This is a genomic window from Mangrovimonas sp. sgz306409, from assembly GCF_059735265.1.
The window spans coordinates 139198-152295 of record NZ_JCAPEU010000009.1 but is presented as its reverse complement, the minus strand read 5'-3'; the positions used below and the strand labels follow the sequence as shown (position 1 = coordinate 152295).

General features: G+C 39.4%; 12 protein-coding genes. 11 read left to right on the top strand and 1 reads right to left on the bottom strand.

Annotation, left to right across the window (positions count from 1 at the left end):
• The first annotated feature begins 52 nt into the window (after positions 1-52).
• Positions 53-898, top strand: a complete 846-nt coding sequence (locus AC6I5C_RS15330) for a sterol desaturase family protein (protein ID WP_497905908.1) — start codon at positions 53-55, stop codon at positions 896-898.
• On the top strand, positions 885-1763 hold the full coding sequence (locus AC6I5C_RS15325; RefSeq protein WP_497905907.1) for a glycerophosphodiester phosphodiesterase family protein: 879 nt from the start codon (positions 885-887) through the stop codon (positions 1761-1763). Before AC6I5C_RS15330 ends, AC6I5C_RS15325 begins: the two co-directional genes overlap by 14 nt.
• Before the next feature lie 3 nt (positions 1764-1766).
• Here AC6I5C_RS15325 and AC6I5C_RS15320 read toward each other — a convergent pair whose 3' ends face one another.
• Complete coding sequence (locus tag AC6I5C_RS15320; RefSeq protein ID WP_497905906.1) at positions 1767-3014, bottom strand: exo-beta-N-acetylmuramidase NamZ family protein; 1248 nt, start codon at positions 3012-3014, stop codon at positions 1767-1769.
• A 9-nt stretch (positions 3015-3023) separates the two neighbouring features.
• On the opposite strand from AC6I5C_RS15320, the gene AC6I5C_RS15315 reads away from it, so the two are divergent.
• The 9 genes from AC6I5C_RS15315 (at position 3024) to AC6I5C_RS15275 (ending at position 13095) form a co-directional block, all read left to right on the top strand.
• Positions 3024-4262 carry an ABC transporter permease gene (locus tag AC6I5C_RS15315; RefSeq protein ID WP_497905905.1) on the top strand — a complete coding sequence of 413 codons (1239 nt, stop codon included), beginning with the start codon at positions 3024-3026 and terminating at the stop codon, positions 4260-4262.
• A gap of 59 nt (positions 4263-4321) precedes the next feature.
• Positions 4322-5302: a PLP-dependent cysteine synthase family protein gene (locus tag AC6I5C_RS15310; protein ID WP_497905904.1), complete on the top strand. Its 981-nt coding sequence runs from the start codon at positions 4322-4324 to the stop codon at positions 5300-5302.
• A gap of 71 nt (positions 5303-5373) precedes the next feature.
• Positions 5374-6645 (top strand): DUF2851 family protein, encoded by a 1272-nt coding sequence (locus AC6I5C_RS15305; RefSeq protein WP_497905903.1) that lies wholly within the window; start codon positions 5374-5376, stop codon positions 6643-6645.
• 96 nt (positions 6646-6741) lie between these two features.
• The gene (locus AC6I5C_RS15300) at positions 6742-7968 is read left to right on the top strand and encodes a S8 family peptidase (protein WP_497905902.1); all 1227 of its coding nucleotides are present in this window, start codon (positions 6742-6744) and stop codon (positions 7966-7968) included.
• A 78-nt stretch (positions 7969-8046) separates the two neighbouring features.
• A complete protein-coding gene (locus AC6I5C_RS15295; RefSeq protein ID WP_053977394.1) occupies positions 8047-8274 on the top strand; it encodes a PspC domain-containing protein in 228 nt (75 codons plus the stop codon).
• A gap of 3 nt (positions 8275-8277) precedes the next feature.
• Positions 8278-9300: a potassium channel family protein gene (locus AC6I5C_RS15290; protein WP_497905901.1), complete on the top strand. Its 1023-nt coding sequence runs from the start codon at positions 8278-8280 to the stop codon at positions 9298-9300.
• A 106-nt stretch (positions 9301-9406) separates the two neighbouring features.
• Positions 9407-11032 carry an alanine/glycine:cation symporter family protein gene (locus AC6I5C_RS15285; RefSeq protein WP_497905900.1) on the top strand — a complete coding sequence of 542 codons (1626 nt, stop codon included), beginning with the start codon at positions 9407-9409 and terminating at the stop codon, positions 11030-11032.
• Positions 11033-11043: 11 nt separating this feature from the next.
• Positions 11044-11910 (top strand): ComEA family DNA-binding protein, encoded by an 867-nt coding sequence (locus AC6I5C_RS15280; protein WP_497905899.1) that lies wholly within the window; start codon positions 11044-11046, stop codon positions 11908-11910.
• 18 nt (positions 11911-11928) lie between these two features.
• Positions 11929-13095 (top strand): acyl-CoA dehydrogenase family protein, encoded by a 1167-nt coding sequence (locus AC6I5C_RS15275; RefSeq protein WP_497905898.1) that lies wholly within the window; start codon positions 11929-11931, stop codon positions 13093-13095.
• Positions 13096-13098: the final 3 nt, after the last annotated feature.

Here is a 13098-nt window from a genome sequence, read left to right as displayed (position 1 = left end):
AAGGAAGTTTAGGAGAAAGCATTTTTAGTATCTTTATTCAAAACTTTTCTCCTTGGAATCTATTATTGATTACTTCGAAACCATTCCTTCGCTCCACCGAAGCATTATTTTGGTTGGAGGGATTGCCTTCTTTTGGATGTTGGAAGGCGCAGCTCCTTTATTTCAATTCAAATACCACAAATGGCGACACGCTATCCCCAATTTGTTTTTTACGTTAACTACGGCGTTGGTCAATTTACTTTTGGCCTTTTTGTTGTTCAAAACAGCCAATTGGGTCCAAGAGCATAACTTCGGAATTTTGAATTGGCTGCCAGAGATGCCGCTTTGGTTGTATGCGCTTTTGGGAGTGTTGTTGCTGGATTTCTTTGGCGCCTATTTGGCTCATTATGTGGAACACAAAGTAAAACCATTGTGGATGGTGCATCTCGTTCACCATACCGATCATAAGGTTGATACCACAACGGCCAACCGTCACCATCCCATAGAAAGTGTCATTCGGTTTGTGTTTACCTTGTTTGGGGTAGTGGTCATTGGTACACCCATTGCTTTGGTGTTTATTTACCAATCGCTTTCGGTGGTGTTTACCCAATGGACACATGCTAATATTAAAATGCCCAAACGTTTGGATACATTCTTAAGTTATTTTTTTGTGTCTCCAGATATGCATAAGGTGCATCACCATTATATGTTGCCTTATACGGATTCCAATTATGGAAATATTTTTTCTATTTGGGACCGTTTGTTAGGGACTTATATGGAACTGGATAGAGACAAATTGGTGTACGGCGTGGATGTATTTCCAAATGAAGAGGAGAATGGCAATTTGGGAAATTTGTTGACACAGCCTTTTCAGAAATATAAAAAGCCCACAATTTTACCAGTCAATGAAGATTTATAAAGCAGCATGTCATTTCTTACTCTTCGCAATTATGACCAATTGTAATACCAATCAATCCATCGGGGTGCAGGGCCACAGAGGCTGCAGGGGGATGCTTCCGGAAAATTCACTTCCGGCATTTCAAAGAGCCGTTGAGCTTGGTGTGCAAACTTTGGAAATGGATGTGGTGGTGTCCAAGGACCGAAAGGTCGTGGTGTCGCACGAGCCTTTTATCAGTCGGTTTTATTGTTTGGATCCCTTCAGTAATGAAATTCCATTGGTAGATGATATGGCTTATAACCTGTATGAGATGACCTATGATTCCATAAGGCAATTCGATTGTGGTAGCAAACAACATCCAAGGTTTCCGGAGCAACAAAATATGCGGACTTTTAAGCCACTCATGACTGAAGTATTTGATTTGGCTGATAGTTTAAATAAGCATATTGCCTATAACATCGAGTTGAAGGCAAGACCTGATTATGATGTGCTATACACCCCCTATCCAGCAGATTTTGTACAATTGGTATTGAAGGATATTCAAGAAAAACAGGTGTTTGAGCGTTGCAACTTACAGTCCTTTGATGTGAGAATTCTAGAAGAAGTTAAAAAACAAGCGCCCGAAATGTCCGTTGCGCTTTTGGTAGATGAAACGGAATCCATTGAAGAGAAACTCAAGGAACTCAGCTTTCAACCAGAAATTATCAGCCCATATTTTGAACTTCTTTCAAAAGAAGTGGTAGCCAAATATCAAGCTTTGGGCTATAAAATCATTCCGTGGACAGTTAATGAAACTGCCCACATCCAAAGAATGATTGATTATAAGGTCAACAGTATTATCACCGATTACCCGTTACGAGCACTTCAGCTTTTAAATAAGAAATAACTATTATTTATAAAGAAGATAAGGCTGGCGCATTTGGTCGTAGGCCTTTAAGCCGCGCACCCAAGTTTTTTTGATTTCGTCTGCCGTGTGACGTTCTTCAATTTGCTTTTGCAAGGTTTTGGTCCCTGCCAATTTGGTAAAAAAGTCATTGAAAAAAATTGGTTTGTCAATGGTGTTTTGATAGGCGTTGATGAGGTAATTTAAGTCCAAACGCGCTAAGTTTGGAGAGTCACTTAGGTTTTCTCCGTAGCATAACATCCCTTTATGTTTAGGCTGTTTGGAGCCAGCATTGGGTTGCGGTAAAAACTTAAATGTGTACATGCTTTTATCTAAATATGGACTTCCGTAGATTTCAAAGGGTTTTGGAGTCCCGCGTCCAGCACTTACATTGGTGCCCTCAAAAAAGCAAAGACTAGGGTATAGGTTAATGGCTTTATCGGTAGGTAAGTTTGGAGACGGCGCAATAGGAAGACTATAGCTTCTTTGATGGGTATAATTTTGAACAGGAATTACCGCCAAATCACACGTAATTCCATTGTCCAGCCAATGTTCCCCATTCATCATTTGGGCATATTCCCCAATGGTCATACCGTGTACTACCGGTACAGGGTGCATGGCTACAAAACTTTTGTATTCTTTTTCTAAAATTGGGCCGTCTATATAATGTCCATTTGGATTAGGGCGATCCAAAATCAGCACAGGGATGTTTTGTTCGGCACAAGCTTCCATGACATAATGTAAGGTAGAGATGTAGGTGTAAAAGCGAGCCCCCACATCTTGGATGTCAAATACCACTAAATCTAAACCTTCCAATTGAGTTGCTGATGGCTTTTTGTTGCTTCCATAAAGAGAGATGATTGGTAGTTTGGTTTTGGAATCGATGCCATCTTTTACATGTTCTCCGGCATCGGCAGTGCCTCTAAAACCATGCTCAGGTGCAAATACTTTTACAACATTTGTTTTTAAGGCAACTAAAGAATCCACCAAATGGGTGTAACCTTTTTTATGGAAGATCACAGAGGTTTGATTGGCCACAATCCCAATTTTTTTTCCTTGTAATAAAGGTAAGTAGGCTTCGGTTTGGTTGGCGCCAACTGCAATTGGAGCATCAAGGTCAACTTCCTTGGAGGTATAACTAAAGTCTGAAAAATTGGAAGCGTTGGCACCAGCTTCGGAAGTGGCAATGTTTCCACATGAAAACGCTATTAAAACAAATAATAAAACTGTATTTTTGAAAACGGTTAATCGCATAAAAGTATTTTGAATTACGAATTTTTCTTAGCTAAACGCATTATTGGCAGTAAAGCGTATAAAAGTAGTGTTTCGGCCCCAATTATAAAAATTGGCATCACCGCCATAGCCATAGGAATTATCGTTATGCTCATTGCCGTGGCCACTGGGTTGGGACTTCAAAAAAAGATACGCGATAAAGTTGTGGCCTTTAATGGGCACGTTACCATTTCCAACTATGATACCAATGTCTCTGATGAGTCAGAAATACCGGTATCTTTATATCAAGATTTTTATCCCGAATTTAAAGGAATAGAGGGAATTTCGCATGTGCAAGGCGTGGCCAAGAAGTTTGGTGTGATCCGTACCGAAACCGATTTTGAAGGGGTGGTGTTGAAAGGTGTGGGGCAGGACTACAATTGGAAATATATCCAGGATTTTTTGGTTGAAGGACGTTTGCCAGAATTTGGTGAGCAGATGGGGAATGAGGTGTTGATATCTCAATACATTGCCAATAGGTTAAAGTTTGAAGTGGGAGATTCTTTTCAGATGGTGTTTGGAAAGGAGGATGCCAATCAAATCCCAAATATCAGAAAGTTTACGGTGGTAGGAATTTATAATTCCGGGTTTCAAGACTTTGATAAGACCTTTATTATTGGTGACTTGAAGCAAGTGCAAAGGCTTAACAAATGGCAATCAGATCAAGTTGGGAATTTTGAGGTGTTTATTGATGATTTTGATCAAATTGAAGAAAAGGGACTGGAAATTTATGAGGCAACACCTTCCAACCTTAATGCCGAAACCATCACCGAGAAATACATTTCAATTTTTGAATGGATCAATATTTTCGACAATAATACCTATGGGGTTATTGGAATCATGATTATCGTGGCGGGTATCAATATGATTACGGCGCTCTTGGTATTGATTTTGGAACGTACTCAAATGATAGGTATTTTAAAAGCCTTGGGGAGTTCCAATTGGAGCATTCGAAAAGTGTTTCTCTACAACGCTACATACCTAGTAGGTTTGGGATTATTCTGGGGAAATTTGATAGGGCTGTCGCTTTTGGCTATCCAATATTATTTTGGTGTTTTGCAATTCCCAAACCCTGAACAATACTATATGACGACCATCCCTGTTTACGTGAGTCTTAAAAATATATTGTTGCTGAATATAGGCTGTTTTTTAGCCTGTATGCTCATGTTGTTGGTGCCTTCATATATTGTTACTAGAATTTCTCCAGTCAAGGCCATCAGGTTCGAATAAATAGAAGAAGGTGACATCTTTAACTTTTGCCATTTGTTTATTTATGGTAATTTTAAAGCATGGATTACGCAGAAAATATCTTAGGAACCATTGGGAACACCCCTTTGGTGAAACTCAATAAACTTACCGCAGAATTGCCTTGTTTGGTATTGGCGAAATACGAAACATTCAACCCGGGAAACTCAGTTAAAGACCGCATGGCCTTAACGATGATAGAAGATGCCGAAGCCGATGGTAGACTGCAGCCTGGAGGCACTATTATTGAAGGGACATCCGGAAATACAGGAATGGGATTGGCACTTGCAGCCATTGTAAAAGGATACAAATGTATTTTTGTGATCAACGACAAGCAGTCCAAGGAAAAAATGGATGTGCTTAGGGCGATGGGAGCAGAAGTAGTAGTGTGTCCAACAGCGGTTGCTCCTGACGATCCCCGAAGTTATTATTCGGTAGCGAAACGATTGGCAAAAGAGATTCCAAATTCTTGGTATGTCAATCAATATGATAACCCTAGTAATACCAAAGCACATTACGAAAGTACAGGGCCGGAAATCTGGAAACAGACAGATGGTAAAGTAACCCATTTTGTAGTGGGAGTAGGTACTGGGGGCACCATTTCTGGAGTTGGAAGATACTTGAAAGAACAAAACCTAAATGTGAAAGTTTGGGGTATTGATACCTATGGAAGTGTCTTCAAAAAATATCATGAAACGGGGATTTTTGATGAGAAGGAAATCTATCCTTATGTCACAGAAGGAATTGGTGAAGACATTCTGCCCAAAAATGTGGACTTTAGTATTATTGATGGATTTACCAAAGTCACCGATAAGGATGCAGCCATTTACACCCAATTATTGGCAAAGGAAGAAGGGATGTTTCTTGGGAATTCTGCTGGAGCAGCCGTAAAAGGACTGCTACAGTTGGAAGAACATTTTACCAAAGACGATGTGGTAGTGGTGCTATTTCACGATCATGGAAGCCGTTATGTAGGGAAAATGTTCAATAATGACTGGATGAGGAAAATGGGGTATCTAGATTAAAGAATGTAAGATTATTTTCTTGTGTTTGTTTTTCAGAGTGTTGCGTTGTAAATATTTCTTATTTTTAAGAGATGCAAGAAGATTTTCTACACTATCTCTGGAAATATAAAATCCGCAAGGCGCAGAACCTGAAAACCACTACCGGGGAAACTGTGGCCCCATTGCAGGTAGGGCAGCATAATACAGATTCCGGCCCCGATTTTTTCAATGCTCAAATAAAAATTGGAAATCAGCTGTGGGCGGGTAATGTTGAGGTGCATGTAAAATCTTCCGATTGGTATGTGCACGGGCACGAACAGGACCAAGCTTACGACAATGTGATTTTGCATGTGGTATGGGAACATGATACCGAAATTTTTAGAAAAGATAATTCCGAAATTCCCACTTTACAATTAAAGGACGCAGTGGACACACTGTTGCTGAACACCTATTTCAAACTATATTCCAAAGGGAATAAATGGATTTATTGTGAAGACGATCTGTCCAAAACAGAAGATTTAATTTTAAACAATTGGTTGGAGCGCTTGTACATTGAACGTTTGGAACAGAAGTACCTAACTATTGAGAAACAGCTTTCAAATTCAAAAAATGATTGGGAGGCTGTATTGTTCAAAATGTTGGCTAAAAACTTTGGATTAAAAGTCAATGGCGAAGCATTTTTCAGTTTGGCGCAGTCTGTCGATTATTCAGTGGTAAGAAAATTGCAGAGCAACCAATTTGGATTGGAAGCGCTTTTTTTTGGGCAGTGTGGTTGGTTGGACAGTGAATTGGAGGATGTTTACTATTTGAAACTTCAAAAAGAGTATGGATTTCTGAAGCAGAAATTTCAGTTTTCCAATGTGTCTGTTTTAGCACCGCAATTTTTTAGGTTGCGGCCACCAAATTTTCCGACTATCAGATTATCGCAGTTGGCAAGTCTATATGCAAATGAAAAGCAATTGTTTTCAAAACTTATGGAACTCAACTCCCTTGAAGATTATTATAAGGTTTTGGATTGTGAAACATCCCTGTATTGGGAAACCCACTATTCTTTTGGCAAAAGCTCCAAGCCGTCTAAAAAACGATTGACCAAAACCTTCGTCGACTTACTTCTTATCAATACTATTATCCCAATAAAATTTGCCCATTGCAAAGCCAATGGAAAGGAGATTGATAATGTGGTGCAATTGGCGCAACAGATTCATGCAGAAAGTAATAGTTTGCTTTCTGCCTTTGCCAATTTGGGTGTAAAATGTCAAAACGCGCTACAATCGCAAGCCTTGATTCAGTTAAAGAGGAACTATTGTGAAAGGCAAAAGTGTCTTGACTGTGCGATTGGCGCCAATATTCTACAGTTGGTCTAATAGCTTAATGTTTTAAGAATTTATTTTCTTGGTTTTCGGCTTAAAAATTTAAATTGTTAAATAAATTAACATTTGAATGAATAAATATTAAAAAAGATGGAGCTAAAATCAATTATTAAGTATTCTTTAATAGGGACTTTGGGTTTGACAATTTTTAATTGTCAACCAGATGCAACCGATCAAGTAGATGAAGAAATAGAAACGGTATCTTTTATGGAGTCAAAAGTGATTCCTGGAAGTTATATTGTAGTGTATAATAATTCCAACCAAAGAATGGCACCTTTGCCAAAGGTGAAAACACCGCAGGAATATACCTCGCAAATGAATGGGTTAAAACGTTCGTTTTTAAATGAGTTTGAAATAATAGGATTGGAGGATTCCCATATTACGGCAACCTTTGGCCATGCTGTAAAAGGTTTTACTGCCAATTTATCTGAAGCCCAATTACAAAATTTACAGAACGATCCAAGAGTTTTAAGGATAGAGCAAAACTACACCATGAGCATTTCTCCCTATAAAGGTAAGCCTGGCGGAGGAAATACGGGGACTAGCGATACACAACAAATACCTTACGGAACTACTAGAGTTGGTGGTGGAAACACAGCTTCAAGCCATACGGCATGGATTATTGATTCGGGTATAGATTTGGATCATCCCGATTTGAACGTGGATGTGTCTAGAAGTGTCTCGTTCTTATCTGGTTCTGGGGCAAACAGTGCCGATGATCAAAATGGTCATGGAACCCATGTGGCTGGAACCATCGCAGCTTTGGACAATAATATAGGTTCTGTAGGTGTTGCACCTGGGACTACGGTTGTGGCGGTTCGTGTATTGGACCGTCGCGGAAGTGGTAGTTTGTCAGGGGTTATTGCAGGTGTGGATTATGTTAAGGCTGAAGGAGAAGCAGGTGATGTGGCTAATATGAGTTTAGGCGGAGGTGTATCACAGATTTTGGATAATGCAGTTATTGCAGCTGCGGCTGAATCGGGTGTGAAGTTTGTGTTGGCGGCAGGAAATGAATCCAATAATGCCAACAGTCATTCGCCAGCAAGAGCCAATGGAGCTAATATCTATACCATTTCGGCCATGGATTCTGATGATAATTGGGCGTACTTTTCAAACTACGGCAACCCTCCAGTAGATTATTGTGCCCCTGGAGTAGGTGTTTATTCTACATGGAAAAATGGAGGGTATAATAGCATAAGCGGAACTTCAATGGCGGCACCACATGCAGCAGGAGTCTTGTTATTGGGTAATCCTTCCACAGATGGAACCGTCAATGGTGATCCCGATGGGAATGCAGATGAAATAATTCATCTGTAAACAGAATATATAGTTTTAAAAAGCCACTTTTTCGAAAGTGGCTTTTTTTTGTAATTTAAAATCATCAAATTTGTTTTAATGAATATTTTCTACAAGATATTACTGCATTTTCAGAAACACGGCTATTATGTGTGTCAACGTATTGCCGACCGTTTGGGGATTAGGGCCAAAGTTGTAAGGACGTCCTTTATTTACTTGACCTTTGTAACCCTTGGTTTTGGTTTTGCCCTGTATTTGATTCTTTCCTTTTTAATGCGCGTCAAGGACTTACTCTATACCAAACGTTCTTCGGTTTTTGATCTATAATATATGAACAGCACCTTACTTCGTCTTTCCAAATCCAAAACAACCATCGCGATATTGCTGTTGGCTTTTTTGGTCTTTTCGGGAATGATTGGGTTTAGGATCATTTCTGGTTATAATTGGATTGATGCCCTTTACATGACGGTTATTACCATTACCACCGTGGGGTTTGGAGAGGTGCGTCCGTTGGATGATCAATCCAAAATTTTTACGGTGTTTTTGATTTTGGCGAGCATAGTAATTGTGGGGTATGTGATCAGTGTATTGACAGAGTATTTGCTAAGCCAAAATAGTTTTGAAGAATTAAAACAAAAGAATATGCAAAAGCGAATTGACCAACTTCAGGACCATATCATTATATGTGGGTATGGCCGAAACGGGACACAGGCGGCTAAAAAGTTGATAGCGTACAATAAGCCATTTGTGGTCGTTGAGCAGAATAAGGAACTTATTGATAAGTTTGAAAGTGAACTGGTAAATTTCATTCACGGGAATGCCAATGAAGATGAGGTGCTCCACAGGGCAGGTATTAATAGAGCAAGTACGTTGATTTCGGCGTTGCCAAATGATGCTGATAATTTGTTTGTGGTACTTTCCGCAAGGCAAATCAATAAGAACTTGAGAATCATTAGTAGGGCATCACAGGAAACGACCTATAATAAATTGAAATTGGCAGGGGCAGACAATGTCATTCTTCCCGATAAAATTGGAGGGGACCATATGGCTTCCTTGGTCGTGGTTCCGGATTTGATTGAGTTTATAGACAACCTTTCCATCGTTGGAAGGTCGCATGTGAATATTGAAGAAATTGAAGTGGCAAAGCTTTGCAGTGATGCCGATGAAAAGACCATTCGAGATTTGGATTTGCGCAATAAAACGGGATGCAATATCATTGGGTTTAAAAATGGCGCCGGGGAATATATTGTGAATCCAGAGGCTGAAATGAAGTTAGGAGTTAACTCCAAGCTCATTGTTTTGGGGCGTCCGGAGCAGATTCAAAAACTGAATTCGGTCTACAATATCAGGTAGTTAATTTTTGATTTTAACAACCAAGGCTTTATTAGTTCAATTTTTTTTAGCATCTTGGCAGCCCTAACAATAATTGATTAAGAAATAACTAAATTTAAAATTCCATATGAAGAAATATCTTCTATCATTACTTTCAGTTTTATTACCAATTTTAACTTTTGCCCAAGAATCAACTTCCGAAAAAATCGATGCCTTTTTTAAGGACTATACCGGATGGTTTGTAGAGTGGATTTTCAAGGAAATTCCCTTTTCAGACACCTACAGTATTCCGTGGGTGCTTATTGTGTTGATAGGAGGTGCTATATATTTTACCGTTTATTTCAAATTCATAAATATTACAGGTTTCCGTACCGCAATTAGAGTAGTGCAGGGGAAATATGAAGATATTGAAAAGCATGGAGCCGACACTTTGTATGGCGATGTGACGCCTAACGATCATGAAAATATCATTGAAACCTTGAGGGATGATAGTGCCGATGGAGAAGTATCCCACTTTCAGGCGCTTACTGCAGCCCTTTCTGCCACTGTAGGATTGGGAAATATTGCTGGTGTAGCCGTAGCCTTGTCTATTGGTGGTCCAGGGGCAACCTTTTGGATGATCATGGCTGGACTTTTAGGGATGGCTTCCAAATTTGCAGAATGTACCTTAGGTGTGAAGTACAGAGACGTTGGAAAAGACGGAACCGTTTACGGAGGACCAATGTACTACTTGACCAAAGGTCTTAAGGAAAAAGGAATGGCTGGCTTTGGAAAGATATTGGCAGTTTTATTTGCGGTGTTTGTAATTGGCGGTTCTTTTGGAGGTGGAAATATGTTCCAAGCCAATCAAGCGGCAGCTCAATTTATTAAGTTGTTTGAATTGCAAGACGTTTCCAATGCAGGTATGTACTTTGGTATTGTAATGGCGGTTATTGTAGCCGTAGTAATTATTGGGGGAATCAAAAGAATTGCTTCTGTAACGGAAAAAATTGTACCGTTCATGGCTGGGATTTATGTGTTGGCAGCGCTGATTATTTTAGGAGCCAACTTCAGCCTTATCGATGATGCTTTTGCGTTGATCTATGATGGTGCTTTTTCTGGATTGGGAATCGCAGGAGGTCTTGTGGGAGTGATGATCCAAGGGATTCGTCGTGGTGCGTTTTCCAATGAAGCAGGTGTTGGTTCGGCAGCTATTGCCCACTCGGCAGTAAGAACCAAGTATCCAGCCTCGGAGGGAATTGTAGCGCTTTTGGAACCTTTTGTAGATACCGTGGTTATTTGTACTATGACTGCTTTGGTGATTGTAATTACCAATTTCAACGGGCAATTTATGGAATATGGAGTGCCAATTAAGGAAGGTGTAGAGCTAACAGCTATTGCCTTTGACTCTGTGATTCCTCATTTCTCTGTAGTGTTGACCTTAGCCGTAATCCTATTTGCATTTTCTACCATGATTTCTTGGTCTTACTACGGAATGCAAGGTTGGGTATTTTTGTTTGGAAAAGGAAAAACATCAGATTTAGTATATAAAATTTTATTCCTATTTTTTGTGGTTGTAGGATCTTCTATCAGCCTTGGAGCTGTTATTGATTTCTCCGACGCCATGATTTTTGCCATGGTTGTACCTAATATTATTGGGGTGGTGATCTTGGCGCCAATCATTAGAAGGGAGCTTGGAAAATATATGGAAGCCATCGAGGTGAAACATGATGCATTGGAAGAAGGTGCAAAGGATTTGACCGAGCACATGTAAAAACAAATCAAATGAAAAATATAAAATCCCATTTCGTGTTTACCAAACAACAACGGAATGGGATTTTGTCTTTATTGAGCCTAATTGTTATTCTTCAATTAGTATATTTCTTTGTGGATTTCCCGAGGCAGGAAATTGATTTTGACAATGAAAACCTTGAGAAATTTCAAAAGGAGATCGATTCTCTTAAAGCTGTTGAAATCGAAAAACGCCAACCAAAAATCTTTCCATTCAACCCAAACTTTATTACAGATTACAAAGGCTATACTTTAGGGATGAGCAATGAAGAAATTGACAGATTGCTTCATTTTAGGGAACAAGGGAAATGGGTGAATTCTAAAGAGGAATTCCAACAGGTCACAATGGTTTCTGATTCATTGTTGAATACTATGGCGCCTTATTTCAAATTCCCAGATTGGGTGACGCATACTTCTGAAGCAAAACCGAAATCGAATAAGGTAAATTCTCCAATAACAAAAATAGATTTAAATAAGGCGAGTCAAGAGGATTTAAGGAAAGTGAACGGAATTGGAGAAGTGCTTTCCAAACGGATCATGGATTATAGAAAGACATTGCCCTTGGGTTTCATTTCTATGGTGCAATTGCAGGAGGTATATGGTCTGTCACCTGAGGTCATCGAGCGCATGTCCGAACGGTTTTTTGTGAAGGAACCGGAGAATTTAAGTAAGGTAAAGTTGAACACAGCTTCCAGGGATGAGCTGGTGACCATTAAGTATATTGACTATGAAATTGCCCATAAAATCATTGAAGAACGGACGCTTCGCGAGGGGTTTAAATCGTTGGAGGAATTAACAAAAGTAAAAGACTTTCCGGTTCATCGGTTTGAGATAATTAAGCTATATTTGACGCTTAATTAACTCTAGAATACTATATTTATGAATAGCATGTACTTCACTGAAGAACATCAGCTTTTTCGCGAAAGCCTTAAGGAATTTTTAAAAAAAGAAGTCGTACCACATATAGATAAATGGGAAAAAACCGGGACTATAGAACGGTTTATTTGGGAGAAGTTTGGAGAGATGGGATATCTTGGATTGCCTTATCCAGAGGCTTACGGAGGACTTGATTTAGATTTGTTTTATACCGTGATTCTTTTGGAAGAATTACAGAAAGTGAATTCAGGAGGATTTGCTGCAGCTATTTGGGCGCACACCTATTTGGCCATGACGCATTTGAATAAAGAAGGCAACCATGATATTAAAAAGAGATATTTGGAACCTAGCATTGCTGGAACCAAAATTGGAGCCCTTTGTGTAAGTGAGCCTTTTGGAGGAAGTGATGTGGCAGGAATGCGAACTACAGCGGTTAAAGAAGGAGATTCTTATGTAATTAACGGATCAAAGACTTTTATTACCAATGGTTACTACTGTGACTATATGGTGGTGGCTGCCAAGACAAACCCAGAATTGGGAAATAAAGGGATCAGTATGTTTGTGATTGATAAGGAAACTCCAGGAATCTCTGCTTCTAAATTGGATAAATTGGGATGGAGAGCTTCAGATACTGCGGAAATAGCTTTTGACAATGTGGTGGTGCCCGCTTCTAATTTAATGGGAGAAGAAGGTAAAGGATTCCCTTATATCATGCAGCACTTTGCTCTGGAAAGACTAATAATGGGAGTGAACGCCCACGCTAGAGCAGAGTATGCTTTGGAGTATGCCCTTCAATATATGTCTGAAAGAAAAACTTTCGGTAAATCCATAGATCAATACCAAGCCTTAAGACACAAGTATGCCGATATGTACAGTTTTATGGAATTGTGCAAGGAGTACAATTATTCTGTAGCCAATAGATTGAATAAAGGAGAGTATGTGGTTAAGGAAGCGACCATTTCCAAACTGCAATCTACTAAAATGGCAGACGAGGTAATCTATGGTTGTTTGCAGTTTTTAGGTGGGTATGGTTATATGGAAGATTATCCAATGGCGCGCCTGTTAAGAGATAGTAGGCTAGGTCCTATTGGAGGAGGTACTTCCGAAATCCTTCGTGAGATCATTTCCAAAATGGTAATCGATAAAAAGGATTATAAACCAGCAACCTAATAT